Source organism: Roseovarius sp. (assembly GCF_040223625.1).
Lineage (GTDB): Bacteria > Pseudomonadota > Alphaproteobacteria > Rhodobacterales > Rhodobacteraceae > Roseovarius.
Window position 1 is genome coordinate 17,410 of record NZ_JAVKFX010000042.1, and the last position, 25,644, is coordinate 43,053.

Annotated in this window: 27 protein-coding genes and 1 riboswitch; of the genes, 18 read left to right on the forward strand and 9 right to left on the reverse strand. The window is 69.5% G+C overall.

The window, feature by feature from the left end:
- Positions 1 to 5 precede the first annotated feature (5 nt).
- The 5 genes from RLN94_RS12910 (at position 6) to RLN94_RS12930 (ending at position 4,528) form a co-directional block, all read left to right on the forward strand.
- Positions 6 to 605, forward strand: a complete 600-nt coding sequence (locus RLN94_RS12910) for a DUF1989 domain-containing protein (RefSeq protein WP_350131185.1) — start codon at positions 6 to 8, stop codon at positions 603 to 605.
- 37 nt (positions 606 to 642) lie between these two features.
- Positions 643 to 1,242, forward strand: coding sequence for a cysteine dioxygenase family protein (locus RLN94_RS12915; protein ID WP_350131183.1), 600 nt, complete (start codon positions 643 to 645; stop codon positions 1,240 to 1,242).
- Positions 1,194 to 2,810 carry a rhodanese-like domain-containing protein gene (locus RLN94_RS12920; RefSeq protein WP_350131181.1) on the forward strand — a complete coding sequence of 539 codons (1,617 nt, stop codon included), beginning with the start codon at positions 1,194 to 1,196 and terminating at the stop codon, positions 2,808 to 2,810. Before RLN94_RS12915 ends, RLN94_RS12920 begins: the two co-directional genes overlap by 49 nt.
- Positions 2,803 to 3,978, forward strand: a complete 1,176-nt coding sequence (gene metC / locus RLN94_RS12925; protein WP_350131179.1) for a cystathionine beta-lyase — start codon at positions 2,803 to 2,805, stop codon at positions 3,976 to 3,978. Before RLN94_RS12920 ends, metC begins: the two co-directional genes overlap by 8 nt.
- Before the next feature lie 142 nt (positions 3,979 to 4,120).
- Positions 4,121 to 4,528: a CBS domain-containing protein gene (locus RLN94_RS12930; protein WP_350131177.1), complete on the forward strand. Its 408-nt coding sequence runs from the start codon at positions 4,121 to 4,123 to the stop codon at positions 4,526 to 4,528.
- Positions 4,529 to 4,614: 86 nt separating this feature from the next.
- Here the strand turns inward: RLN94_RS12930 and RLN94_RS12935 are convergent, their stop codons facing one another.
- From RLN94_RS12935 to RLN94_RS12950, 4 genes are all read right to left on the reverse strand, one after another.
- A complete protein-coding gene (locus RLN94_RS12935; protein WP_350131175.1) occupies positions 4,615 to 6,795 on the reverse strand; it encodes a xanthine dehydrogenase family protein molybdopterin-binding subunit in 2,181 nt (726 codons plus the stop codon).
- The gene (locus RLN94_RS12940) at positions 6,792 to 7,766 is read right to left on the reverse strand and encodes an FAD binding domain-containing protein (protein WP_350131173.1); all 975 of its coding nucleotides are present in this window, start codon (positions 7,764 to 7,766) and stop codon (positions 6,792 to 6,794) included. Before RLN94_RS12940 ends, RLN94_RS12935 begins: the two co-directional genes overlap by 4 nt.
- Positions 7,763 to 8,266, reverse strand: a complete 504-nt coding sequence (locus RLN94_RS12945) for a 2Fe-2S iron-sulfur cluster-binding protein (RefSeq protein ID WP_350131171.1) — start codon at positions 8,264 to 8,266, stop codon at positions 7,763 to 7,765. Before RLN94_RS12945 ends, RLN94_RS12940 begins: the two co-directional genes overlap by 4 nt.
- 99 nt (positions 8,267 to 8,365) lie before the next feature.
- Positions 8,366 to 9,790 (reverse strand): dihydrolipoyl dehydrogenase, encoded by a 1,425-nt coding sequence (locus tag RLN94_RS12950; protein ID WP_350131169.1) that lies wholly within the window; start codon positions 9,788 to 9,790, stop codon positions 8,366 to 8,368.
- A 208-nt stretch (positions 9,791 to 9,998) separates the two neighbouring features.
- On the opposite strand from RLN94_RS12950, the gene speB reads away from it, so the two are divergent.
- The 3 genes from speB (at position 9,999) to RLN94_RS12965 (ending at position 12,527) form a co-directional block, all read left to right on the forward strand.
- Positions 9,999 to 11,051, forward strand: coding sequence for an agmatinase (gene speB / locus RLN94_RS12955; protein ID WP_350131167.1), 1,053 nt, complete (start codon positions 9,999 to 10,001; stop codon positions 11,049 to 11,051).
- A 275-nt stretch (positions 11,052 to 11,326) separates the two neighbouring features.
- Positions 11,327 to 11,512, forward strand: coding sequence for a DUF3008 family protein (locus tag RLN94_RS12960; RefSeq protein ID WP_350131165.1), 186 nt, complete (start codon positions 11,327 to 11,329; stop codon positions 11,510 to 11,512).
- A gap of 10 nt (positions 11,513 to 11,522) precedes the next feature.
- The gene (locus tag RLN94_RS12965) at positions 11,523 to 12,527 is read left to right on the forward strand and encodes a DNA topoisomerase IB (protein ID WP_350131163.1); all 1,005 of its coding nucleotides are present in this window, start codon (positions 11,523 to 11,525) and stop codon (positions 12,525 to 12,527) included.
- Positions 12,528 to 12,531: 4 nt separating this feature from the next.
- On the opposite strand, the gene RLN94_RS12970 is transcribed toward RLN94_RS12965, so the two are convergent.
- Positions 12,532 to 13,731, reverse strand: coding sequence for an MFS transporter (locus RLN94_RS12970; protein WP_350131161.1), 1,200 nt, complete (start codon positions 13,729 to 13,731; stop codon positions 12,532 to 12,534).
- Positions 13,728 to 15,797 (reverse strand): TonB-dependent siderophore receptor, encoded by a 2,070-nt coding sequence (locus tag RLN94_RS12975; RefSeq protein WP_350131159.1) that lies wholly within the window; start codon positions 15,795 to 15,797, stop codon positions 13,728 to 13,730. The genes RLN94_RS12970 and RLN94_RS12975 overlap by 4 nt, the downstream gene beginning before the upstream one ends.
- Before the next feature lie 228 nt (positions 15,798 to 16,025).
- Positions 16,026 to 16,130, forward strand: a riboswitch (TPP riboswitch).
- Between the two features lie 53 nt (positions 16,131 to 16,183).
- Here RLN94_RS12975 and thiD point away from each other — a divergent pair.
- From thiD to RLN94_RS13025, 10 genes are read left to right on the forward strand one after another with little or no spacing between them, the layout of a single operon-like run.
- Positions 16,184 to 16,984 (forward strand): bifunctional hydroxymethylpyrimidine kinase/phosphomethylpyrimidine kinase, encoded by an 801-nt coding sequence (gene thiD, locus RLN94_RS12980; protein WP_350131157.1) that lies wholly within the window; start codon positions 16,184 to 16,186, stop codon positions 16,982 to 16,984.
- Entirely contained in the window at positions 16,984 to 17,952 is a 969-nt protein-coding gene (locus tag RLN94_RS12985; RefSeq protein WP_350131155.1) for an FAD-dependent oxidoreductase, read from the forward strand. The genes thiD and RLN94_RS12985 overlap by 1 nt, the downstream gene beginning before the upstream one ends.
- On the forward strand, positions 17,949 to 18,146 hold the full coding sequence (thiS, locus tag RLN94_RS12990) for a sulfur carrier protein ThiS (protein ID WP_350131153.1): 198 nt from the start codon (positions 17,949 to 17,951) through the stop codon (positions 18,144 to 18,146). The genes RLN94_RS12985 and thiS overlap by 4 nt, the downstream gene beginning before the upstream one ends.
- A 1-nt stretch (position 18,147) precedes the next feature.
- Positions 18,148 to 18,918, forward strand: a complete 771-nt coding sequence (locus RLN94_RS12995) for a thiazole synthase (protein WP_350131151.1) — start codon at positions 18,148 to 18,150, stop codon at positions 18,916 to 18,918.
- On the forward strand, positions 18,915 to 19,511 hold the full coding sequence (locus RLN94_RS13000; protein WP_350131149.1) for a thiamine phosphate synthase: 597 nt from the start codon (positions 18,915 to 18,917) through the stop codon (positions 19,509 to 19,511). The genes RLN94_RS12995 and RLN94_RS13000 overlap by 4 nt, the downstream gene beginning before the upstream one ends.
- Positions 19,490 to 20,491 carry a HesA/MoeB/ThiF family protein gene (locus RLN94_RS13005; RefSeq protein WP_350131147.1) on the forward strand — a complete coding sequence of 334 codons (1,002 nt, stop codon included), beginning with the start codon at positions 19,490 to 19,492 and terminating at the stop codon, positions 20,489 to 20,491. Before RLN94_RS13000 ends, RLN94_RS13005 begins: the two co-directional genes overlap by 22 nt.
- A complete protein-coding gene (locus RLN94_RS13010; RefSeq protein WP_350131145.1) occupies positions 20,488 to 21,423 on the forward strand; it encodes an ABC transporter substrate-binding protein in 936 nt (311 codons plus the stop codon). Before RLN94_RS13005 ends, RLN94_RS13010 begins: the two co-directional genes overlap by 4 nt.
- Positions 21,420 to 22,091: a TenA family protein gene (locus RLN94_RS13015; protein WP_350131143.1), complete on the forward strand. Its 672-nt coding sequence runs from the start codon at positions 21,420 to 21,422 to the stop codon at positions 22,089 to 22,091. Before RLN94_RS13010 ends, RLN94_RS13015 begins: the two co-directional genes overlap by 4 nt.
- Positions 22,088 to 22,816, forward strand: coding sequence for an ABC transporter ATP-binding protein (locus tag RLN94_RS13020; RefSeq protein ID WP_502949425.1), 729 nt, complete (start codon positions 22,088 to 22,090; stop codon positions 22,814 to 22,816). Before RLN94_RS13015 ends, RLN94_RS13020 begins: the two co-directional genes overlap by 4 nt.
- The gene (locus tag RLN94_RS13025; RefSeq protein WP_350131141.1) at positions 22,813 to 23,550 is read left to right on the forward strand and encodes an ABC transporter permease; all 738 of its coding nucleotides are present in this window, start codon (positions 22,813 to 22,815) and stop codon (positions 23,548 to 23,550) included. Before RLN94_RS13020 ends, RLN94_RS13025 begins: the two co-directional genes overlap by 4 nt.
- Here RLN94_RS13025 and RLN94_RS13030 read toward each other — a convergent pair whose 3' ends face one another.
- The 3 genes from RLN94_RS13030 to RLN94_RS13040 form a co-directional block, all read right to left on the reverse strand.
- A complete protein-coding gene (locus RLN94_RS13030; RefSeq protein WP_350131139.1) occupies positions 23,551 to 24,159 on the reverse strand; it encodes a ferric reductase-like transmembrane domain-containing protein in 609 nt (202 codons plus the stop codon).
- A 23-nt stretch (positions 24,160 to 24,182) separates the two neighbouring features.
- On the reverse strand, positions 24,183 to 24,671 hold the full coding sequence (locus RLN94_RS13035) for a peptidase associated/transthyretin-like domain-containing protein (protein WP_350131137.1): 489 nt from the start codon (positions 24,669 to 24,671) through the stop codon (positions 24,183 to 24,185).
- A 173-nt stretch (positions 24,672 to 24,844) separates the two neighbouring features.
- A complete protein-coding gene (locus tag RLN94_RS13040; RefSeq protein ID WP_350158922.1) occupies positions 24,845 to 25,639 on the reverse strand; it encodes an enoyl-CoA hydratase-related protein in 795 nt (264 codons plus the stop codon).
- Positions 25,640 to 25,644 lie beyond the last annotated feature (5 nt).

Consider the following 25,644-nt stretch of genomic DNA (forward strand, 5'->3'; position numbering starts at 1 on the left):
AGATCATGAGCAGACGCGAACATACCGTCCCGGCACGGCGCGGCAAGGCGATCGAGGTCGCCGCCGGTCAGGAATTCCGGGTCATCAACACCCATGGCACGCAGGTACTCGACACGTGGGCATTCGCGGCCGGTGACACGTCCACCTTCCTGTCGATGGCGCACACCCGGTCATACATCAGCCGCATCCACATTCGCCCACGGGACATGCTGGTCGACAACCACTACCAGCCAATGTTGACGGTACTGGAAGACACCTCGCCCGGCGTCCACGACATGCTGATGTGCAGCTGCTCGATGCCGATCTACAGGCGCATGGGCTGCACCGAGTATCACGACAATTGCGAGGACAACTTGCACGCGGCCCTGGCCGAAGCGGGGCTTTCCTCTCCGCATACCCCCGCGCCGCTCAACCTGTTCATGAACTACCCCGTGGGCGCGGATGGCGGCTTTTCACGCTTTCCGCCCGTTACCCGTCCCGGCGATTACGTCGCGTTCCGGGCGGAGCGCGAGATCATCGTGGTGCTCTCTGCCTGCCCGCAGGATCTCATCCCGATCAACGGAGAAACCCGGACGCCGACCGACGCGCTTGTCGCGCTGTTCTAGGCCCGGGATCGAGGCCGATTTCAAAGGAAGCCACATAATGACCGATACCACCCAACAACGCACCCGCCTCGTGGATACCCTGCGCCGTACCGCGCGAGACCGTATTGCAGCGCAGGGCACTACGCGCGAGACCATCGGCGCGATCGCCCAGGACTTGCAGGAGATTGCAGCTCAGACCGAGCTCTGGTCGGAGGACCGGTTCCCGCCTCCGGACGAAGACAGCAAGCAGGCGCGCTACCTGATCGCCGAGGACCATGACCATACCTTCGCGCTCTATCTCAACGTCATGCGGCCCGGAAAACGCATACCGCCGCATAATCACACCACCTGGGCCTGTGTGGCCGCGGTCGAGGGGACCGAGCTCAACACGCTCTGGACACGTACGGATGACGGCACCATGCCGGGCCGTGCAACCGTCGAAAAAGGCCAGGACATCACGATAGAGCCGGGCAACGCGATCGGCATGCTGCCCGACGACATCCACTCCGTCTTCATCCCAGGTGACAGCGTCATCCGTCACCTTCACTTTTATGGCCGGGCGCTGGAAACCCTGTCCGAGCGTGTGATGTTCGACCCCGAGGCAGGCACATGCTGGACGATGGATGTCGGCGTGCAGACACGAAAGGCTGGCAAATGACGGGATCCGTTTCTGCCGCAGCGCTGAAAGGAAGGCTTGACGCGCAAGCACCGATCGGGCTTCTCGATGTCCGCGAGCACGGCCAGTACGGAGAAGGCCATCTGCTCTTTGCCTCGAACTGCCCCTACAGCCGCCTGGAACTGCGCGCGCCGCGTCTTCTTCCGGACAAACGGGCGGAGGTTTACCTCTACGACGATGGCGACGGGGTGGCCGAACGGGCCGCCCGGCGGCTTGGCGAGATCGGGTATTCGAACGTCTCGACCCTGTCCGGTGGTCTGCCGGCATGGCGCGCGGCCGGGTTTGGGGTCTTCAAGGGTGTCAACGTGCCCAGCAAGGTGCTGGGCGAGTTGGTCGAACTGGCCGAGCATACGCCACAGATCACGGCCCAGGACCTTCTGGACATGCAAAGACAGCCTCTCGCCCCAAGCCTGATCGACGGGCGCCCCGCGAAGGATTACCGCAAGATGACCGTGCCGGGCGCCCGGAGCATTCCCAATGGCGAACTGCTATACCGCTATGCCGCGCTTGGCCTGCCAGAGAACCAGCCCATCGTCATCCATTGCGCCGGCCGCACCCGTGGGCTGATCGGCGCCCAGAGCCTGATCAACGCCGGCATCCCGAACCCGGTCTACGCGCTGGAAAACGGCACGCAGGGGTGGGTCTTGTCGGGAAACGAGCTGTCTCGTGACAATACCCCGGGCGCGCTGCCTGAACTCTCTGCCGATCAATTGGAGCGGGGCGCAGCCCTTGCCGACCGCCTGATATCGCAACATGCCCTGCCCGTCATCGACGCGGCCGATCTGCCGGCGTGGCGCCGGAACAACGCCTACCTGCTCGATGTCCGCTCCGAGGAGGAATTCGCGGCAGGCCAGGTTCCCGGGTCGGTTCACGCGCCCGTCGTCCAGCTTGTTCAGGCCACGGATGAATGGGTCGCCATGCGCCGCGCCCGAATCGCGCTGATCGACGACAATGGCGTCCGCGCGGCTTCGGCCGCGTTCTGGCTTCGCCAGATGGGGCATGACGCCGTGGTCGTTCGCGGGGGCCTGTCGCTTGCCGAAACGGCTGCTGCCCCCTGCGAGGCGGGAACCCTTCCGACCATCTCTCCGGCCGAGCTTGCCCGAGTGTCCGGCACGGTGACCATCCTCGACCTGCGATCCAGCATGGCCTTTCGCAAGGGGCATGTCCCGGGGGCCGCTTGGGCAATTCGCCCACGGGCCGCGGCGGTGGCGCAGGGTCTGGACGGGCAGGTCGTCCTCGTTGCCGACGATCCCGGCGTCGGCGCGCTCTTTGCATCGGAACTGGCCGCATTTACCACGGTGGAGTGCCGCTACCTCACAGGCGGCATGGAGGGGTGGATCGCCGCCGGTGAACCGGTCGCGGCCAGCCCCGACAGCCCCCCGGATGAGGAGGCCATCGACTTCCTGTTCTTCGTCCATGACCGGCATGACGGAAACCTCGAGGCCTCCCGTCGCTACCTCGAATGGGAAACCGGCCTCGTGGCCCAGCTCGACCCGATGGAACGGGCCGTGTTTCAGCTTATCCGGACCGCGGAACACGCAGATGGATGAGGCCACCCGAATGGTTCGCACCGCCAAGCCCGATGGAACCGTGCCACATGCCGTGAACCCGCCGGTGGTTCGGGCATCGACGGTGCTCTTTCCCGATATCGCCACGATGCGCGATTACCGGCAACGGCGCGCCACCGGCGAACGCCTGTTCAGTTACGGGGCACGAGGCACTCCCTCCTCGATGGCGCTCGAGGATGCCATGTGCGAGCTGGAACAGGGCGACCGGGCGTTTCTCTATCCGTCCGGCCTTGCGGCGCTGGGAGCGGTGTTGCTGGCTTACACGCGGCCCGGTGACCATGTCGCGATCGTCGATACGGCCTATCCCCCGGTGCGGCGGCTTGCGGAAAATCATTTCAAGCCCCGCGGCGTCGACGTCTGCCTCTTCCGGCCCGAGACGGAAGCCTTGCGGGACGTCATGCGGCCCAACACCCGGCTGGTGCTGGCGGAATGCCCCGGGTCGAACAGCTTCGACATGATCGACCTGTCCGCCATGGCCGCGATCACGCGGAAGCACGGCGCCCTGCTGGCCGTCGACAACACCTGGTCGGCCGGCGTGTTCTTCAAGCCGCTCCTGCACGGCGCCGATCTTTCGATTCAGGCCGCGACCAAGTATATCTGCGGCTATTCCGATGTCATGCTGGGCACCGTCGTCACGACCGAGTCCGCCTACCGGCCGCTCTTCGAGCTCAACAGCGACTTTGGCTTCTGCGTCAGTCCTGATGACTGTTACACCGCGCTTCGCGGTCTCCGCAGCCTGAAGGCCCGGCTGGAGACCCATGAACGCGGCGCACTGAAGGTTGCCCGGTGGCTGCAGGATCGCAGCGAGGTGGCCGCGGTGCTTCACCCCGCGCTGGAAGAGTTCCCGGGTCATGCAATCTGGCGGCGCGATTTCACAGGCTCCACCGGCCTGTTTGCATTCCGTCTTGCGGCCCACCTGGCCGGGCGATCCGATGCTTTCGTCGACGCGCTTTCGCTCTTTGGCATCGGGGCCTCGTGGGGCGGCTACGAAAGCCTTGCGTTGCCGGTAGAGATCCCCGCAATTCCCGGTTCTGCCCCGGGAGGCACGGCAATCCGGCTGCATATCGGGCTGGAAAGCCCCGAGGACCTGATCACCGACCTCGCGAACGCTTTCGACGTTATCACCGGATTGGTAGACTGCGAAGCGTAGCCGTAATCATTTCTGCTCCCAGGTGAAACGAACCGCAATCACGGCCGATCATTGCCGAAAACTGGAACATCACCCGCGGCCCATCCGTTTCCCGGGGAGCAGCGGACGACACTCCGCTGCACGCCATTCAAAGGAGGCAGCCATGTACGTGAAGGAAGTCATGAGCAAACACGCGGTCACGCTGACCCCGCAGCAATCGGTGGGCGAAGCGGCCGAGATCATGCAGCGCCTGAACACCGGCTTCGTGCCGGTGGGCGAGAACGAGCGGCTCGTGGGCACGGTGACCGACCGCGATATCGTGGTCAACGGGCTTGCCCGCGGCAAGACGGCCGATGCCAAGGTGTCGGAGGTCATGTCGGACGAGCTCCTGTATTGCTTCGACGATCAGGAGGTCGCCGAGGTGGCCCGCAACATGGGCGAACGGCAGGTTCGCCGGATGCCGGTGGTCGACCGTGACAAGACCCTGGTCGGGATCGTCTCGCTGGGCGACTTGTCGCATGACGGCGATCCGTCGGCAGCCGGGGCTGCGCTCGAGCAGATTTCGGGCTGATCCCTGCGAAACCGACGAAAGGCCCCGCGACGCTCAGCCGTCGCGGGGCCTTTTTCATGTTCAAGGTCTCTGGACAGGCCCGCCGGTCAGAGGCGCTCCAGCCCGGCCAGCACCCTGTCGGGGGTGGCCGGCATGTCGCGGAGGCGGACGCCGCAGGCATGGTGCACGGCGTTGAGCACCGCCGCGCCGGCCCCGCAGATGCCGAGCTCGCCCAGCCCTTTCGACTGCATCGGCCCGGCCCAGGGGTCGCGCTCTTCCACGAAATGCACCTCGAGCGGGGGGACGTCGGCATTGGTGGCGACGTGGTATTCGGCGAGGTCTCGGTTGACGATGTGGCCGTCGCGGCGGTCGTGGGTCAGCCCTTCGGTCAGGGCCATGCCGATGCCCCAGGTCATGCCGCCGTGGCACTGGCTGCGGGCGGTTTTCTCGTTGAGGATGCGGCCGGCGGCGAAGCTGCCCAGCATTCGGCGCACGCGGATCTCGCCGGTGATGTCGTTGACCGCGACCTCGGCGAAATGGGCGCCGAAGGTGGATTGTCGGACATCCTCGAAGGCCTTGCCGGCGTCGATATGGCCGTGGCCGGTGAGCGTGTCGCCGCCCAACAGGTCGGAAAGCGCGCGGGTGGTGTTGCCGCAGGTCGCCTGACCGTCCTTCAGGGTCAGCTCGCCCTCGTCGCACTCCATCTTCGACGCCAACTGCTGGCGGAGGTCGAGCGCGGCGAGCCAGACGGCGTTGCCGGTCGAGGCCGCGCCCCACGAGCCGCCGGAGCCCGAGCCCGGCGGATACTCGGTGTCGCCCAGCTTCACCGTCACGCGGTCGGCGGGCAGGCCCAGCGCCTCGCCCGCGATCTGGGTCAGGATGGCGTAGGTGCCGGTGCCGAGATCGGTCATGTCCGTTTCCACGAGCGCGCCCCCGGCGGTCAGGGTGACACGGGCCTCGGCCTCGGACAGGATGTTGACGCGGAAGGCGGCGGCCATGCCGGTGCCGATCCACCATTCGCCGTCACGCTGTTGGCGCGGGGCGGGGTCGCGGTCCTGCCAACCGAAGCGTTTCGCGCCGTCCTGCAGGGTTTCGGCCAGCATGTGGGAGGAGAAGGGGATGCCGCTTTGCGGGTCCTTCTCGGGGATGTTGCGCAGGCGCAGCTCGATGGGATCGAGGCCCAGTTGGACCGCCAGTTCGTCCATCGCGCATTCGAAGGCGGTGACGCCCACCGCCTCGCCCGGCGCGCGGACGGAGCCGGCCGCGGGCCGGTGGAGCCGCGCGACGCGTTCGCCGATCAGCCGGTTGGCGGCGGCATAGGCGAAGGTGCTGGCCTGGGTCACCGGCTCGGCGAAGGATTCGTCGGGGAGGTTGGAGACGAGCGCCTCGTGGCCGAGCCCGGTGAGGCGCCCCTCGGCATCGCCAGCCAGCCGGATGCGCTGGCGCGTCTCCGAGCGGCGGGTGATGGTCTCGAAGACCTGCCGGCGGTGCTGAACCACGCGGACGGGGCGGTCGAGCTCTTTCGCGGCGATGGCGGCGGCGACGGTTTCGGCGGATATACCGAGCTTGGAGCCGAAGCCGCCGCCGACGTAAGGCGAGAGCAGCCGCACTCTGGCCGCGTCGATGCCGAGGCAGTCGGCCAGTTCATTGCGGTTGTATTTCAGCATCTGGAGCGAGGCGCGGACCGTCAGGTTCTCGCCGTCCCACGCGGCCACGGCGGCGTGGGGCTCCATCGGGGCGCTGGAGTGGCCGGCGGTGGTGTACTCGGCGTCTACGGTATGGGGCGCGTCGGCCATGGCGGCGTCAAGATCGCCCTGCCCGTCCGGTTCGCCTTCCGGTTCCACGGCCTGCGGGTCGACCGGGCCGGGGGGGCCGTCCGCGGTGAGCTTCAGCGCATTGGCCGCGTGGCGGGCCTGTTCGAAGCTTTCGGCGACGACGAGGGCGATGGGCTGGCCGGTATAGGCGGCGGTGTCGACGCCCTGAACGGGGGCTTCGTTGGCGGTGCCCTGGGCGGAATTGCGGATCATCCGGGGGTCGCGGATCACCGCGAGCACGCCTTTCATGGCGCGGATATCCTCGGAATTGGCGACGCTCAGCGCCCCCTGCCCCGGCGCGCGCACCAGCACGCCGAAGGCGCAGCCCTCGGGAATGTCGTCGGCCGCGTAGGTGGCGGCGCCGGTGACCTTCAGGTGGCCTTCGGGCCGGTCGGCCGGGGTGCCGAGCAGCCCCTGCGCGAGGCTGTCGGCGCGGTCTTCGGACTTGTCGTCGAGCTTGATCTGGATGGTCATGCCGTCGCCTCCTCGAGCACGGCGGGAAGGAGGCGCCGTGCCAGCGGTATCTTGAAATCGTCGCCGCCATGGGTTTCGGCGCCCTGCAGCAGGATGTCGGCGGCTTTCTCGAACAGCGCCGCCGAGGGTGTGGCGCCGGTAAGGGTCGCGTCAACCTCGATATCGCGCCAGGGCTGAGGCGCGAGCCCGCCGAAGCCGATGGCCGCATGGGCGATCCTGCCCTCCTCCATCCGGATTACCGCGGCCACCGAGACCAGCGCGAAGGCATAGGAGGCGCGATCGCGCACCTTGCGATAGACCTGCCGGTCGCCTTTCGGGGCGGGCAGGAAGACGGAGGTGATCAGGTCGCCCGGTTCGAGCATGGTTTCGATATGCGGGGTGTCGCCGGGCAGGCAGTAGAAATTGTCCATGTCATAGGCGCGGCGGTGGCCTTCGGGGGATTGCACCTCGACCTGGGCGTCGAGCGCGCGCAGGGCCACGGCCATGTCGCTGGGATGGAGCGCGATGCAGTGTTCGGACGTGCCGAGAATGGCGTGGTTGCGGGTTTCACCGCCCAGCGCGGCGCAGCCCTCGCCGGGGGTGCGTTTGTTGCAGGGGGTGTCGGTGTCGTAGAAATAAGGGCAGCGGGTGCGTTGCAGCAGGTTGCCGCCGGTGGTGGCCTTGTTGCGCAACTGGCCCGAGGCACCGGCGAGCAGCGCGCGCGACAGGACCGGCCAGTCGCGGCGGACGCGCATATCGGCGGCGAGGTCGGAATTGGTCAAAGTGGCGCCGATGCGCAACCCGCCATCCTCCTCCTCGATCCGGTCAAGGCCGAGGCGGGTGACATCGACCAGCTTGTCGGGCGCCATCACCTCGAGCTTCATGAGATCGAGAAGGTTGGTGCCGCCGGCGATAAAGGCGGCGCCACGCCCGAAGCCGGCCTCGCAGGCGGCGGTGGTGTCCTCTGCGCGCAGGAAATCGAAAGGTTTCATGCCTGGCGTTCCTTGGCGTCTCTGATGGCGGCGTTGATGCCGGGGTAGCAGGAGCAGCGGCAAAGATTGCCGCTCATCCGTTCGGCAAGCTCGGCCTCGGTCAGCTCGCAGGGGCGGTCGAGCGAGGGGCTGACATGGCTGGGCCAGCCGGCGTCGAGCTCGTCGAGCATGGCGGTGGCGGAGCATATCTGGCCGGGGGTGCAGTAGCCGCACTGGAAGCCGTCATGCTCGATGAAGGCCTTCTGCAGCGGTGAGAGGGATCGGTTGGAAAGGCCCTCGACGGTGGTGATGGCGTCGCCCTCGTGCATCACGGCGAGGGCGAGGCAGGAATTGATGCGGCGGCCGTTGACCAGCACCGTGCAGGCGCCGCACTGGCCCTGGTCGCAGCCCTTGCGCGAGCCGGTGAGGCCTAGGTGATCGCGCAGCGCGTCGAGCAGGGTGACGCGCGGGTCGAGGTCGAGCGCGTGGTCGGTGCCGTTGACGGTAAGGGTGATCTGCATGGGGTCTCCGGATGGCGGCGGCGGTCTCGGGGCGTGTGTCGGGTCAACCGCCGGCCGGCGGGGATTGTTCCTGCTGGGTTCGGTTTCCGTGGCTGCGGATCAGGCGTCCGGCGTACCGCCACCGCTGCCGGGGCGGGGGTCGTCGTCGCGGTGCCATGGCTTCGCGCGCTCGGTCTGGCGGCAGATGTCGCGCAGGGCCGATTGCAGGCCCTCGGCGAGGGTCGGGTGGTAGAACGGCAGGTCGAGCACGTCGGAAGCCGTGAGGCCCTGCTGGATCACCCAGGCGAGGAGGTGGGCGAGGTGTTCGCCCCCCGGCGCGCAGAGCGAGGCGCCGGTGAGGCGCCCGTCGGTGGCGCTTGCGTGGAGGCGGACGAGGCCGTGGGCCTGCCCCATCACCTTGGCGCGGCCCTGGTCGGCATAATCGGCGGAGCCGGTGAAGTGGGCGCCGTCGTCCGGGTCGGGGATGGTGCCGATCGTGGCGGCCTCGGGGCGGGTGAAGGAGATGGCGAGAGGGGTCTTGCGGGGGGAGGCCGACACGTCGGGCCATGTGGCCGCGTTGCAGCCGGCGATGGTGCCCTCGGCCGAGGCCTCGTGCAGGAGGGGGCGGTCGTGGTTGGCATCGCCCGCGATGAAGACGGGCGCGTCGCCGCATCGCAGGGTGTCGGGGTCGAAGACCGGCGTGCCGTGGTCGTCGAGCTCGAGATCGGCGTTCTCCAGCTCGAGCGCGTCGAGCGACGGCGGCCGGCCGGCGGCGACCAGTACACGCTCGAAGCGGGCGGTGAGGCTGTCCCAGCTCAGCTCCACCCCTTCGGGATGGGGGGCGGGCTTCGGTGTGCGGTTCAGGTGGATGGGAAAGCTGTCGGAAAGAATGGCATAGAGGGCGCGGCTCGTCTCTGGCGGCAGGCCCGCGAGGGTGTCGCCCGCGTCGAACACTTCCACCTGCACGCCCAGCCGGTGCATCGCCTGGGCCAGTTCCAGCCCCAGCGGCCCGGCGCCGATCACCGCCATGCTGGCGGGCAGGTCGTCGAGCTCGAAGATCGTGCGGTTGGTGAGCACCCGGTCGGCGACCGCCCTGTAGGGGCCCGGCAGGTCGGGCGCGGCGCCGGTGGCGATGACGATGGCGCGGGCCTCGACCGTGTCGCCAGTGTCGAGGGCCAGCACGCCCGGCGCCTCGAACCGGGCGCGGGCGCGCAGACAGGTGCCGTCGGGCAGTTCGGCGATCGACTGGCGGACGCCACGGGCGAAGTCGTCGCGCAGCCGGCGGACCCGGCCGAGCATTTGCGCGCCGTCCACCTGTACCCTGGCATGGATGCCGAAGCGGTCGGCATCGGTCGCGCCATGGGCGGCATCCGCCGCGGCGATCAGCAGTTTCGAGGGCATGCAGCCCACCGTGGCGCAGGTGGTGCCGGCGAATTCCGGGTCGATCAGCCGGGTCTCGGCCCCCTGCCGCCTTGCGTGGCGCTCGGCCGCGAGCCCGGCGGTGCCGGCGCCGATCACGGCGACATCTGCAACATGGCGGGTCATCCGGGTCTCCTGTGTCCTGTCAGGGACAACCAAGCGGTCGGGCAACCGGTTCCGAGGTGGCGCGGGCGCGGGAACCACCGCGGACAGGGGCACTGCCTTGGCAGGCGACCGGGCATCCGATTGCACACCAAAAGAGTCAATATTGTCAGTATACTTGGAGTTCCCTTTGGGGCAGGCTTGCGGCCGGACAACCCGGATGGAGACGCTGATGACCTGGACCCAAGAGAAGCTCGACGCCCTGCGCGCGCAGTTCGATGCCAAGACCGGGGGCGACATGATCGACCCGCGCTACCAGGAGGTCGCCGATCACATCTTCTCGCAGGGGGGCAACCGGCCGGCGCCCTATGCCGGGTTTCCGACGCTGCTGGATGCGCCCTCGCGTGACGGGACCGGGGCGCTCGAGGGTCTTCAGGTGGCGCTTTACGGGATGCCGATGGACCTTGCGGTGACCAATCGCAACGGCTCGCGTTTCGGGCCGCGGGCGCTGCGGACGATCGAGCGGGTGGGGCCCTATAACGACGCCCACGGCACCGCGCCGCTGCACCAGATGCGGGTGGCCGATATCGGCGATGTGCCGTTCCGCAGCCGCTTCGATCTTGCAAAAAGTCATGCAGATATAGAGAGTTACGTCGAACGCATCGTGGCCGCCGGGGTGGTGCCGGTAGGGGTCGGGGGCGACCATTCCGTGTCGCATCCGGTGCTGCGGGTGCTGGGGCGGGAGCGGCCGGTGGGGATGGTGCATATCGATGCGCATTGCGACACCGGCGGGGCCTATGAGGGCGAGAAGTTCCACCATGGCGGGCCGTTCCGGAATGCCGTGCTGGATGGCGTGCTGGACCCGGAGCGGACCATCCAGATCGGCATCCGCGGCTCGGCCGGGTATATCTGGGAGTTCTCGGAGATCTCCGGCATGACGGTGATCGAGACGCGGGAGATCGGCGAGATGGGGCTTGACGCGATCATCGCCGAGGCGCGCCGCGTGGTGGGCGACGGCCCGACCTATTTTTCCTTTGATATCGACAGCTTGGACCCCGCCTTTGCCCCCGGCACGGGCACGCCCGAGATCGGCGGGCTGACCACGCGCGAGGCGATGGCGCTGATCCGGGGGCTGAAGGGCATCGACTTCGTGGGCGGGGACGTGGTCGAGGTGGCGCCGGCCTATGACGCGACGACCAACACCGCCCATGCCGGGGCGCAGATGCTGTTCGAATTCCTGAGCGTTCTGCAGTTCGCACCAGGCCTTCCCCGATTCGAAGGTTAACGGCCCTTTTTTGACTGGGGGTTCGACGTCGGTATCACGTCGGTATTTCGTCGGTATCGCGTCGGTGCGGGGGTTGGCAGGGCGAGAGGTTAATGTGGCGTCCCGCCCCGGCACCACGAGATGTGGGAGCGCGCGCAACACCCCGGCACCGGCGGAACGATGCCGTACGCTATCAGGCAGGAAGGCCCGGCGGCGGGAACCGCCGGGCCGTGTCGTGGGTTTCCGACCATGCCCGGTCCGGCATGAGACCGGCGCTTCAGGAGGAAAGACCAGCCATGGCACTCATATCCCAGGATGAACGGAAGGCTGCCGACGCGGCGCTGCTTGCCAAGCGCGGCTATACCAAGATCAACGAGCTGGAGGATGCGGCCCGCCGGCTTTACGTGTCGATGACCGCACAGGAGCTCGAGAAGATGGCCGGGCGGCATTACCCGGCAGGGATCGAAGTCGACAGCGAGTGATCCCGCCGCGATGACAGCCAAAGGTATCAAGGGGCTGCTGTACTACCCCGATGACCGGCCGGGGATCACCCGCCGGCGCCGGGGGCGCGGGTTCAGCTATCACGCCCCGGATGGCAGCCTGATCCGCGATGCGGTCGAGCGTGACCGCATCGCGGCGATTGCCGTGCCCCCCGCCTATAATTCGGTCTGGATCACGCCCGAGCCGCTGGGTCACCTGCAGGCCACGGGGCGCGATGCCAAGGGGCGCAAGCAGTACCGGTATCACGCCGACTGGCAGGCGATGCGGGCGCGGCGCAAGTATGACGGGCTGGCCGCATTCGGGCGCACCCTGCCCGCCCTTCGCGCGCGGATCGCTGCCGGGCTGCGCACGCCCGCCGGATCGCGCGAGCTGGCGCTGGCCTCGGTGCTGGCGCTGCTGGACCGGGCGTCGATCCGGGTGGGCTCGGCCGGCTATGCCAAGGAGAACGAGAGTTTCGGCGCCACCACCCTGCAGAACCGCCACGTGCGGTTCGACGAAACCGGCGTGACGCTGAGCTTTCCGGGCAAGGGGCAGCTTCCGGTGACCTGTCATTTGCAGGGGGCGCGGCTGTTGCGGGCGCTGCACAAGGTGCGCGACCTGCCCGGCGCCGAGCTGATCTCGTGGCGGGGGCCGGACGGGGAATATCACGCCATCGGCCCGGCGCAGGTGAACGCGCTGCTGGAGGAGGTCTGCGGCGAGGGGACGACGGCGAAGAGTTTCCGGACATGGAACGGCACGGTCGCGGCGTTCCGGGTGGCTGTGGCACCCGGGCCGCTGACCATCGCGATGATGGCCGAGGCGGCGGCCGAGCGGCTGGGCAACACGCCCGCCATCGCGCGGGGCAGTTACATCCACCCCGAGGTGATCGCGCTGGCCGAGATGGCGCCCGAGGCGCGGGAGGCGCGGCTGGAGGCGGTGGAGGCGGTCGAGCTGAGCGGGCTGCGGGCGCAGGAAGGGCTTTTGATCGGGTTCCTCGAAGGGGCCGTGGGGCGGTGAGGCGTCAGGGCGTGCGGCTGAGCCTCAGGATGACCGGCAGGGCCGCGACCGCGATGGCGGCGGCGATGGCGAAGAAGATGCCGTAGCCGAAGCGTTCCGCGACGATGCCCGCCAGCGTGCCGGCGACCATGGTGACGGCGGCGTCCATGCACTGAAAGAGGGTGAAGTCGACGCCGGCCTGCCGGGGGTCGGACCATTTCATGAAAAGCGCGTAGAGCGCCACGAAGCCCAGCGCCATCATCGCCGCGCTGCCGGCGATGGCGAGGGGGGCCGTGAGACGCGTCTCGACGATGCCGGTGGCGGCGGAGAGGGCGACGAGCGCCAGCAGCGCCGCCTGTATGACCACGGCGCCGGCCAGCACCGGGCGGCTGCCCAGTTTCCGGACCAGCGCGCCGCCGAAGAGGGCGCCGAGAAGGCCGAGGCCGAGGCTGCCCGCGCCGTTCATCAGGCCGAGATCGGTGAGGGTGTAGCCCGCGTCGACGAAGAACGGCCCGATCATGCCCATGGCGGTTTTCTGCGCCACCACGTAGATCGCCGCGATGGCGAGGCCGCGGCGGACCTCGGGGCGGTTCAGGGCGTCGGCGAGGCGGGGGACGTGGGAGCGGGTCTCGTCCGTGCCGGCGCGGGCGATGAGCAGGAAGGGCAGGATCAGCAGCGCCACGAGGGCGGCCATGGCCCCTGCCCCCATGGTCCAGCCGGCGCGGTCGACGAGCACGAGAAAGAGCCCGCCGCCGATGGCGGAGCCCACGTAGGCGCCGCCCACCTGCGCCGCGTTGCCCCAGCCGTATTGCCCGCCGCGCAGGGCGGCCACGGCGTAGCCGTCACAGGAAATGTCGACCGTGGCGGTGGCAAAGGCCACGGCCAGCAGCACCGCCATGACCGGCAGCACCGGCGCGGGGCCGATCAGCCCGGCAACGGCCAGCCCGGCGATGGAGACCAGCCCGCCCGCCAGCACGATCTGCGCCGAGCGGTGGCGGCCGCGCATGGGCAGGCGGTAGCGTTCGACGGCGGGCGCCCAGAGGAATTTCAGCGCCCAGGGCAGGACGAGCAGCGACAGAAGGCCGATCCGGTCGAGCGGCAGGCCCTGGTCGCGCAGCACGCCCGGCAGGCCCGACCATGTCAGCCCGCCGATCACGCTTTGCGCGACATAGACGCCGCCGATCGCCCCCACGACCGCCGGCGCCGAGGGGGCGCGCGTGCTCAAAACCGGTGCCTCAGACCGAGGGTCGCGGTGCGCCCCTCGTAGCGGTAGCAGGTGCCGGCGCTGCAGGTCTGGCCGTCTTCGTCGAAGACGTTCTTGATGTTGGCCTGCAGCACCATGCCCTTCACCCCGTGGCGGGCGAGATCGTAGGTGAAGGAGAGGTCGGCGAAGAGTTTCTCGGAGTTGCGGAAGGTGTTCTGGTCGTCGCCCCAGCTTGGGCCCACGTAGCGCAGCCCGCCGCCGATCCCGATGCCCTTGAGCGCGCCCGCCAGGGGTTCGTAGAAGGCCCAGAGCGAGGCGCTGGTTTCCGGGATGGCCGAGAGGTCGTTGCCGTTGGTGCCGGCGGCGCCCTTCTCGATCTCGACGTTCAGTTTGGTGAAGCTGCCGGTGACGCGGAGCGCCTCGGTCAGGTTGGCCTGGGCCTCGATCTCGAAGCCCTGCGAGTGCAGGTCGAGCTGGCGCTGCTTGTTGACGCCGGTGGAGGTGTCGAAGACCACGCCGTCTTCCTGCTGGATGTCGAAGAGCGAGGCGGTGATCAGGCTGTCGGTGCCGGGGATGACGTACTTGACGCCGATCTCGGCCTGTTCGGCGCGGGTGGGTTCGGCGGCGCGGCTGACGGGGGAGGTGACGTCGTCGAAGACGCGGCCCACGTTGGGCGAGAAGGAGGTGGAGTAGTTGGCGAAGGGGGTGAGGCCGTTCGCCAGTTCGTAGGCCACGCCGAGCCGGCCCGAGAAGGCCTCGTCGGAGGTGGCGGTGCGGGTGCCGGTGGCGTCGCGGGCGGTGGTGTCGACCCAGTCGTAGCGGCCGCTGGCGAAGACCGTCCAGGCGCCGGCGGTGATCTGGTCGTGGACGTAGACGCCCGTCTGGTCGTTCTCCTGCCCGCCGGCATAGGGCAGCGGCATCGCCGCTGTGTCGGCGGCCGAGACGTAGCCGACGGCGGAGAAGGCGTCGTAGGAGGCGCGGGTGTAGTCGATGCCGGCGACAAGCTCGTGTTCGACCGCGCCGGTCGAGAAGGCGAACTCGGCATGGGTGTCGACGGTGAATTGCTGCATGTCCTCGACGTAATGGCCCCAGTAGCGGGCGAGGCCGCCGCCGGCCGCGTAGAAGCCGCTGTATTCGAGGTCGGCGTCGACCTCGGCATAGCGCAGGTTCTGGCGCAGGGTGATCGCGTCGGTCAGCTCGTGCTCGAACTGGTAGCCGGCGCGCCACTGGGTCTGGTCGAAATCGTTGTAGGCGGGGTCGCCGTTGTAGAGGTTGGAGGCGGTGCCGTAGCTGGGGTTGTAGAAGGCCGCCGTGCCGCCGACCGTGGCCTCGGAGTATTCGCCGAGGAAGGTGATCCGGGTGCGGTCGTTGAAGTGGTAAGTCAGGCTGGGCGCGAGCAGCATCTTGTCGTCGTCGTAGCCCGGCAGCGGCGTGCCCGCGTCGCGCCAGAGGCCGGTGAGGCGGTAGAGCAGCTTGCCGTCCTCGTCCACCGGGCCGGAGAAATCGAAGGCCAGCTCGGCCCGGTCATCGGTGCCGGTGGTGATCTTCAGCTCGCGGAAGCGGTAGTCGAGCGGGCGCTTGGAGACCACGTTGGCCAGCCCGCCCGGGCCGCTGACGCCGTAGAGCGAAGAGGCCGGGCCCTTGAGGAGCGCGACGCCCTCGTAGGTGTAGGGATCGTTGCGGAACCACGCCGAGGGGCCGTTATACTGGCGCAGCCCGTCGCGGAAGAGGCCGGTGTAGAAGGCCGGGAAGCCGCGCAGGTAGAGCGCGTCGTAGCGGGTGTCGAAGCCGAAATTGTTGACCGAGGTGCCGCTGGAATAGCCGACCGTATCGAGCAGGGTGCGGGGCTGCTGATCCTCGATCTGGTCCTCGGTGACTACGCTGATGTTCTGGGGGATGCGGCGGATCTCGGTGTCCACTTTCGTGGCCTGCCGGCCGCTCTGGGCGACGTAGCCGTCCTGTTGCAGGGTGTCGTCGCTTTCGGCCTCGAGCTGGAGCGTGCCGAGGTCGTAATTCTGCGCCTGCTGGGCCGAGGCGGGAAAGCCGATCGCGGTGGCCGCAAGGATCGCGTTGAGTGAGGTGCGCACGAGGTCTTCCTTTGTCCTGTCCCGGTTTTGGCGAAGTACTGGCACAAGCAGGTGGGAATAACAAACAGAAATAGTCAGGATTCGAGGTGAGAGATTTTATTGAATCTTTGCATGATGTTATCCGGCGCTCTTATTGCAGAGATAGGCGATGGCCCGCCTGTCTCCCGGTTCGTTCCGTCCTGTGCGCGCGCCGGCTTGCCCGCCCCGGACAAAGCAGTTAACGTTCGCCCGAATCCGTTGGGGTGCCCCCGCAAGAGGGGCTGAGAGGCCAAGCGTCAACCCATCGAACCTGATCCGGGCAATGCCGGCGTAGGGAACGGAGATCGCGCGCGCAAACCGCCCGTTTTCCCCATCCCGAGCACCGGTGCCCGACACCGGAGCCGCAGATGGGACAGATCGCCAAACTACTTGTCATCGCAGGGTCGGACAGCGGCGGGGGCGCCGGTATCCAGGCCGATATCAAGACCGCCTCGGCGCTTGGCGTTTATGCCGCGTCGGCGCTGACCGCGATCACCGCGCAGAACACGCGCGGCGTGCGGGCGGTGGAGATGCTGTCGCCCGGGATCGTGGCCGCGCAGATCGGCGCGGTGTTGGAGGATATCGGGATCGGCGCCGTCAAGATCGGGATGCTGGGCGATGCCGGGATCGTGGCGGCGGTGGCCGATGCGCTGGCGGGGTTCGGCGGGCCGGTGGTGCTGGACCCGGTGATGGTGGCGAAGTCGGGCGATGCGCTGCTGGCGGATGAGGCGGTGGCGGCGGTGGCCGAGCGGCTGTTGCCGGGGGCGCGCCTGCTGACGCCCAACCTGCCGGAGGCGGCAAGGCTGCTGGGCCGGGCGGTGGCGGAGACGCCCGAGGAGGTGCGGGCGCAGGGGGCGGCGCTGCGGGCGATGGGCGCGGGCGCCGTGCTGATGAAGGGCGGCCATGCGGAGGGGCCGGTCTGTCGTGACGTGCTGGTGACGGGTGATGGCGAGACGGTGTTCGAAGCGCCGCGGCTGGAGACGCGCAACACGCATGGGACGGGGTGTTCGCTGTCCTCGGCGATTGCGGCGGAACTGGCCAAGGGGGCGACCTTGGTAGATGCGGTGGGCCGGGCGCATGGCTGGCTGCACGGGGCGATTGCCGCGGCGGACGGGCTAGGCGTGGGCCACGGACAGGGCCCGGTGCATCATTTCCACGAGGTCTGGTGATGACGGTGGATGTCAGCGTTCTGGGCGCGGGCGTGGCCGGGCTGTGCGTGGCGACGGAGCTTGTCGCGCGGGGCGCGCGTGTGCGGCTCATCGACCCCGGCGGCGGGCCGGGCCGACAGGGCTGTTCGTGGTGGGCCGGCGGGATGCTGGCGCCCGACTGCGAGGGCGAGACGGCGGAGGCCGAGGTTGTGCGCCTGGGCCAGGAGGCGGCCGGCTGGTGGCAGGCGGCGGGCGTGCCGGTAGAGCGGAAGGGGACGCTGGTGGTTGCGCTGGGGCGGGACCGGGCGGAGCTGGACCGGTTCGCGCGGCGGACGGCGGGGCATGAGGCGCTTTCGGCCGATGGGGTTGGCGCGCTGGAGCCGGAGCTGGGCGGGCGGTTTGGTCGGGGGCTGCATTTTGCGGGCGAGGCGCATCTGGATCCTCGGGCGGCGCTGGCAACGCTGTGCGAGCGGCTGGCCGAACGGGGCGTTACGGTGGAACGGGAGGCGGCGCCGGAGGGCCAGGTCGTCGATTGCCGGGGTCTGGCGGCGCGGGATGTGCTGCCGGGTCTGCGGGGTGTCAGGGGCGAGATGGTGGTGCTGCGGGCGCCCGGGGTGCGCCTTGGGCGCACCGTGCGGCTGCTGCATCCGCGCCATCCGCTTTACGTGGTGCCGCGCGGCGACGGCGTCTACATGCTGGGCGCCACCCAGATCGAGAGCGACGGGCGGGGGCCGGCCAGCCTGCGCTCGACCGTCGAGTTGCTGAACGCGGGGTATGCGCTGCATCCCGGGTTCGCCGAGGCCGAGGTGCTGGAGATCGGCGCCGATGCAAGGCCCGCCTTTGCCGACAACCTGCCGCGGCTCATGCGGCGGGGCGACCGCCTGCATGTCAACGGATTGTTCCGCCACGGATTCCTGCTGGCGCCGGCGCTGGCGCGGATGGCGGCGGATCACCTTCTGGACATGAAAACACCGGAGTTGATGGAATGAAGATCACCGTGAACGGGGCGCCGGCAGAGGTGGCCGGGGCGACGCTGGCCGAGGCGCTGGTGGAGTTGGGCTATGCGCAAGCAAGGGTGGCGACCGCCGTGAACGAGCGGTTCGTGCCGGGCGGAGCAAGGGCCGGAACCGAGCTGTCCGAGGGCGACCGGCTGGAAATCCTCGCACCACGGCAGGGAGGCTGAGATGCCGGTTTTCTATGGCACCGAGATCGCCTCGCCGCTGATGCTGGGGACGGCGCAATACCCCTCCCCCGCCGTGCTGGCCGAGGCGTTCCGGCGGTCGGGCGCGGGGGTGGCGACGGTCTCGATCCGGCGCGAGGCGGCGGGCGGCGATGGCGGCGCGTTCTGGGAGATGATCGAGGGGCTGGGCCTGCCGGTGCTGCCCAATACCGCCGGCTGCCACAGCGTGCGCGAGGCGGTGACGACGGCGCATATGGCGCGGGAGCTGTTCGGCACCGACTGGATCAAGCTGGAGGTGATCGGGCACGAGGACACGTTGCAGCCCGACCCCTTCGGTCTGGTGGAGGCGGCGCGTATCCTGAGCGACGAGGGCTTCCGGGTGTTTCCCTACACGACCGAGGACGGGGTGCTGGCGGGGCGCTTGCTGGAGGCGGGCTGCGAGGTGCTGATGCCGTGGGGGGCGCCGATCGGCACGGGGCTGGGGCTGAACAATGTCTATGGGCTCAGGACGCTGAGGGCGCAGTTTCCGGAGGTGCCGATGGTGATAGACGCGGGGCTGGGCCTGCCGAGCCACGCGGCGCAGGCGATGGAGCTGGGGTTTGATGCCGTGCTGCTTAACACCGCCGTGGCCAAGGCGGGCGACCCGGCGGCGATGGCCGAGGGGTTCGCGAAGGCGCTGGAGGCGGGGCGGCTGGCGTACGGGGCCGACCCGATGGAGGCGCGGGACATGGCGGCGCCCTCGACCCCGCTGCTGGGACTGGCGGTGCTGGAATGAGGCTGGACCGGTTCTACCCGATTTTCGACGATCCCGCGTGGTTGGAACGGGCTTTGCCGCTGGGGGTGCGGCTGGTGCAGATGCGGTTCAAGGACCTGCCCGAGGCGGAGCTTCTGGAGAAGCTGGCGCGGAGCCGGGACCTGTGCCGGGCGGCGGGCGCGGTGATGGTGGTGAACGACCACTGGCGGCAGGCGATCGAGCTGGGTTGCGACTGGGTGCACCTGGGGCAGGAGGATCTGGATACGGCGGATGTGACGGCGATCCGGCGGGCGGGGATCCGGCTGGGGCTGTCGACCCATGACGAGGCGGAGCTGGAACGGGCGCTGTGGGTCGGGCCGGATTACGTGGCGCTGGGGCCGGTGTGGCCGACGGTGCTGAAGAAGATGAAGTGGCATCGGCAGGGGTTGGAACGCGTCAGGGAATGGAAGGCGCGGATCGGGGATTTGCCGCTGGTGGCGATTGGCGGGCTGCGGCCGGAACGGGCGGCGGAGGCGTTCGGGGCGGGGGCGGATATCGTGTCGATGGTGACGGATATCACGCGGCATGACGACCCGGAGGCAAGGATTGCCGAATGGCTGGGGGTGACGCGGTGAGCCGGTATGCGCGGCAGGTGGCGGTGCCGGAATTGGGCGATGCGGGGCAGGCAAGGTTGCGGGCGGCGAGCGCGCTGGTGGTGGGCGCGGGCGGGCTGGCGGCGCCGGTTTTGCAGTACATGGCGGGGGCCGGGGTCGGGATGATCCGGCTTGTCGATGGCGACGTGGTGGCGGAGAGCAATTTGCACCGGCAGACGCTGTTCCGCATGGTCGATATCGGGCGGCCGAAGGTGGAGGCGGCGCGGGAGGCCGTGGCGGGGCTGAACCCGGAATGCCGGGTGGAGGCGGTGCGGGACGTGCTGGGGCCGGGGAATGCGGCGGTGTTGGCGGAGGGGGTCGGGCTGGTGCTCGACTGTGCCGACAGTTTCGCGGCGAGTTACGTGCTGTCGGATTTGTGCGCGGAAAAGGGCCTGCCGCTGATTTCCGCCTCGGTGATCGGGACGGAGGGCTATGCCGGCGGGTTCTGTGGCGGGGCGCCGTCATTGCGGGCGGTGTTCCCGGATTTGCCGCAGCGGCTGGGGTCCTGTGCCGAGGATGGGGTGCTGGGCCCGGTCGTGGGGGTGATCGGCGGGCTGCAGGCGCAGATGGCGCTGGCGGTGGCGGCGGGGATGGAGCCTTCGCCGCTGGGCCGGGTGGTGAGCTTCGAGGCCATGGCGCACCGGTTCGGCGGGTTCCGCTTCGACGGCGCGCCGGAACCGGACTGGCGGCCCGGCTTCATCGACCCCGCGACGATTGCCGCCGACGATTTCGTCATCGACCTGCGCGCGCCCGAGGAAGGGCCGCTGGCGCACCCGCTCGCCCGGCGCATCGCGCCCGAGGCGATGGGCGATGGCGGCCCCTGCCCCGCCCCCGGCCAGCGGGCGGTGCTGTGCTGTCGCTCGGGCCTCCGGGCGTGGACGGCCGCCGAGCGGCTGGCCGCCCGCTGGGACGGAGAGATTACCCTTGTCGCGCTTGGCGACCAAACCGGAGAGACCGCATGAAACGACTGATCCTTCCCCTTCTTCTGCTGGCGCAGCCCGCGCTGGCGCAGGACAGGCTGACCGTGGCGCTGGACTGGTTCGTGAACCCCGATCACGGGCCGATCATCATCGCGCAGGAGACCGGGATTTTCGCCGAGCACGGGCTGGAAGTGGAGATCGTGGCGCCGGCCGACCCGGCGGACCCGCCGAAGATGGCGGCCTCGGGACAGGCGGATATCGCGATATCCTACCAGCCGCAGTTGCATCTGCAGGTGGCCGAGGGGCTGCCGCTGAAGGCCATCGGGACGCTGGTGGCGACGCCGCTCAATTGCCTGCTGGTGCGGGAGGACGGGCCGGTGAAGACGCTGGCCGACCTCGAGGGCCGCAAGGTGGGGTTCTCGGTCGCGGGGGTCGAGGAGGCGCTTCTGTCGGCGATGCTGAAGCCCGCGGGGCTGGGGATGGCGGATATCGAGCTGGTCAACGTGAACTGGTCGCTGTCGCCCTCGCTGATGTCGGGGCAGGTCGATGCGGTGATCGGGGCGTTCCGGAATTTCGAGCTGAACCAGATGGAGATCGAGGGGGTGGCGGGGCGCTGTTTCTACCCCGAGGAGGAAGGCGTGCCGCCCTATGACGAGCTGGTCTACGTGGCCAATCCGGAGCATCTGGACGATGCCGCCGCCGCCCGGTTTTTGGCAGCAACGGAGGAGGCGGTGCAGTATATCGTCAACCATCCGGAGGAAAGCTGGGAGGTGTTCGCGGGCTCCTCGCGGGAGCTGGATGACGAGCTGAACGCGAAGGCGTGGGTGGATACCCTGCCCCGGTTTGCGCTGCGCCCGGCGGCGGTGGATGCGGGCCGCTATGCGCGGTTCGAGCGGTTCCTGTTCGAGGCGGGGTTGATCGGGGAGGTGAAGCCGGTCTCGGCCCTGATCCATGCGCCGGGGGCGGACGGATGAGCTATGGCACGGTCTTTCCCCTGTGGCGCGAGGCGGCGGGGGCGGAGTGGGCGCGCTATGTGCGGCATCCGTTCGTCGAAGGCTTGGGCGACGGCACCCTGCCCCGCGCGGCGTTCCTGCATTACCTCGTGCAGGATTACATCTTCCTTGTGCATTTCAGCCGCGCCTGGGCGCTTGCGGTGACGAAGGCCGGCACGATCGGGGAGATGCGGAGCTGTGCGGCGGTGACCAAGGCGCTGATCGACGAGGAGATGCAGTTGCATGTCGGCATCTGCGCCGAGGCGGGGATCGACGAGGCCACGCTCTTTGCCGCCGAGGAGCGGCAGGAGAACCTGGCCTATACGCGCTTCGTGCTGGATGCGGGGCATTCGGGCGATTTCCTCGACCTGCTGGCGGCGCTGGCGCCTTGCGTGCTGGGATATGGCGAGATCGGCGCGCGGCTGGCAAGGGAGGCGGGCGAGACGCCCTATGCCGAGTGGATCGCGACCTATGGCGGGGCGGATACCCAGACGCTTTGTGCCGAGGTGGGCGCGCTGATCGACGGGGCGGCAGCGCGGCGGCTGGGGCCCGATCCGCAGGCGAGCCCGCGCTGGCAGGGGCTGTGCCGGACCTTCGGGATGGCGACGCGGCTGGAGGCGGGGTTCTGGGACATGGGGCTTTCCCCGTGACGGGGCCGCCGGGGCTTTGCTTCTCGGGCCGGGTGCTGGCGGGCGGGGTGGAGATTGTGGCGCCGGTGACGCTGGAGGTGCCGGCGGGGCGGTGGACCTGCCTGCTGGGGGCGTCGGGGGCGGGGAAATCCACGTTGTTGCAGTGTTTTGCCGGGCTGGGGGACGGGCTGGTGCTGGACGGCGCGGCGCGGGCGAGCGATGGCGGGGCGTTGCAGGGCCGGGTGGCGATGATGGCGCAGGCGGATCTGCTGATGCCGTGGCTGAGCGTGCGGGAGAACGTGATGCTGGGGGCGCGGCTGCGCGGCCTGCGCGGGGATGTGGCCCGGGCGACGGAACTGTTGCGGCGCGTGGGGCTGGGGGCGCTGGCGGGGCGGAAGCCGCGGGCCCTGTCGGGCGGGCAGAGGCAGCGGGCGGCGCTGGCGAGGACGCTTTACGAGGATCGGCCCGTGGTGTTGCTGGACGAGCCGTTCTCGGCGCTGGACGTGGCGACGCGGGCGCGGATGCAGGAGCTGGCGGCGGAGGTGCTGCGCGGGCGGACGGTACTGCATGTGACGCATGACCCGGCGGAGGCCGCGCGGCTGGGCGAGCGGGTCTTCGTGCTGACCGGGAAAGGGCTTTCGGAGGTGGCGGTCGAGGCGCCCGAGCGGGTCCCGCGCGCGCCGGATACGGGCGAGACGCTGGCGGTGACCGGGCGGTTGACCCGGCTGCTGCTGGACGCGGCATGAGGGGGGTGTGGGCGCTGCTGCCGCTGGGGTTCGGGCTGGCGCTCTGGCAGGCGGCGGTGGTGGTGTTGCAGGTGCCGCATTTCATCCTGCCGGGGCCGGCCCGCGTGGGCATTGCGCTGTGGGAGAACCGGGTGCTGCTGGCGGAGAACGCGCTGGTCACGGTGACGGAAGTGCTGGTGGGGCTGGCGCTGGGGGCGGTGCTGGGCTGGGTGACGGCGATCGGGCTGGCGCTGTCGCCCGCGGCGCGGCGGCTGGTGCGGCCGCTGCTGGTGTTCAGCCAGGCGGTGCCGGTCTTTGCACTGGCGCCGATCTTCACGCTGTGGTTCGGCTACGGGATGGGGTCCAAGGTGGCGATGGCGCTTTTGATCATCTATTTCCCGGTGACCTCGGCCTTCTTCGACGCGCTGGTCTCGACGCCGCCCGCGTGGCTGCAACAGGCGCGGGTGATGGGCGCGGGGCCGATGCGGGTGATGTGGCATGTGCGCATCCCGGCGGCGCTGCCGGGGTTGCTGTCAGGCTTGCGGCTGGCGGCGGTCTACGCGCCGATCGGGGCGATCATCGGCGAATGGGTGGGCGCGTCGCGCGGGCTGGGCTACCTGATGCTGCTGGCGAACGGGCGGGCGAAGATCGACCTGATGTTCGCGACGGTGATCGTGGTGGCGGTGCTGACGCTGGTGCTGCACCGGGTGGTGGACGGGCTGGCGACGCGGGCCGAGGCGGCGCGGCGGGGGTGATCAGCGCGCGCGGCGGAGGCGTTTGAGCGTGCCGGGGTCGAAGGCGACGCGGAGCGTGAGGGCGAGGGCCAGGGTGCAGAGGGTGATCTTCGAGACGGTTTCCATCGTGCCGGTGATGAGGATGGCGTGGACGACGCTGCCGGTGACGATGACGAGGGCGAGTGCGGTATGGGCGATGCGCCAGGTGCGCCAGCGGAGGCGGAGGCGGCGGCGGGTGAACGCCAGGATCGCGGTGGCGAAGAGCGCCCACATGGCGATGACGCCCCACGGCGTGAAGGGCGTGGGCGAGGCGAAGAGGAGGGCATCGACCACGTCCGGCGGGCTGGTGAGCCAGAGGCCGGCGACGTGGAGGATGACGGACAGGACCAGCGCCGCGCCGGTCCAGCGGTGGATGCGGCGTTCCTGCAGCGGGTCGAGCCCCGGCAGGAGGCCCGCGATCAGGAGCGGCTGGATCAGCAGGAGGGCCATGCCGGTGACGCCCGCGAAGCCCGCGGCGATGTAGACGGGCTGGCGCCATTCCAGCAGCGGGCTGAGCGCCGCCGCGATCAGGGGCACGGCCAGCACGAGGGCGGTGGCGGCCCAGATGAGGGTGGCGCGCAGCAGGGGCATTCGGGCGGCGGTCCGGCGGGGGATCAGGCGGGTTGCAGGATGAAATGCGCCTCGAGGCTGGTGTCGCCGGCGCTCGACATGACGGGGCGGAGGAAGACGGTCTCGTACTCCTCGCTGTCATAGGCGAGGTGGCCGTGGGGCTGGCCGAAGGCCGGCACGATCTGGGGCATTTCGAGGCGGAATTCGCCGTTGGCGTCGGTCAGCGTGGCGCCGTGGCTGTGCCAGTCGCGCTCGTGCCCCTCGGTGGTGTGGGCCCAGATCTGGATGCGCTGGCCTTCCAGCGGGGCGCCGTCGCCCGCGCGGCGCACGGTACCGGACATCCAGAAGCCGCCGCCGCCGATGCGCTCGACGATGGGGGCGCCGGGGCGGTAGTTGTTGGCGCCGCCGCGCATCGAGGCGGTGGGGGCATACTCCTGCGCCATGGCGGGGGTGAGAAGGCCCGTGGCGCCGGTGGCGAGTGTCGCGCCGCCGGTGGCAAGGAGGGTCCGGCGGTTGAGGAAGGGGGATGGCATTGGGGTCTCTCCTTTCGTGCGTGGGGTTGCGCAACCAAGGTCGTGTCGTGCCCGACCATACCATTCCTATCTGGAGCGATGCCAGCGCCGTGCCAACCGAATCCGGCGCAGAGGGGCCTGAAATCCGCCCACGATTGCGTGATCGGGCGGGTCTGCGGGCGGTTGGCGGGGGCTCAGTGCCCGGTGAACTTGGGCGCGCGCTTGTCGAGGAAGGCCTGCATCCCCTCGGCCTTGTCCTCGGTGGCGAAGAGAAGCTGCACCGCCTTGCGTTCCAGCGCCAGCGCGGCGCCGAGGGGGACATCCATGCCGTGCAGGATGACCTCCTTGATCTGGGCGACGGCGATGGGGGGCATGGAGGCGATGGTGCGGGCCATGTCCATCGCCTCGGGGAGGACCTTGTCGTCGTCGACCACCTTGGAGGCGAGCCCCATGTCCCACGCCTCCTCGGCGGTGATGACCTCTCCGGTCAGGCAGAGGCGCATGGCGCGGAACTTGCCGATCTCGCGCACCAGCCGCTGGGTGCCGCCGGCGCCGGGCATGATGCCGACGCGCACCTCGGGCTGGCCCAGCTTGGTGCTACGGCCGATGATCGAGATGTCGCAGAGAAGTGCCAGCTCCAGCCCACCGCCAAGGGCATAGCCGTTGACGGCGGCGATCACCGGCACCGGGCAGTCGGCCACGGCGGCCCAGAGGCGTTCGGTGTGGCGGTGGTACATCTCGACTGCCGAGATGCGCGACATGTCGGAAATGTCGGCGCCGGCGGCGAAGCTGGTCTCGTCGCCGGTGAGGACGACGCAGCGCAGGTCGGGCTCTTCGGCGAGCGTGCGGAAGACCTCGGCCAGCCGCTTGCGGATCTCGAGGTCGAGCGCGTTCTTGACGGCGGGCCGGTTGAGGCGCACCACGGCGACCCCCGGTTCGGGATGTTCGAGAAGCACCATGTCTTCGGGCGGGCCGGATTGGTCTGTCATCGTCA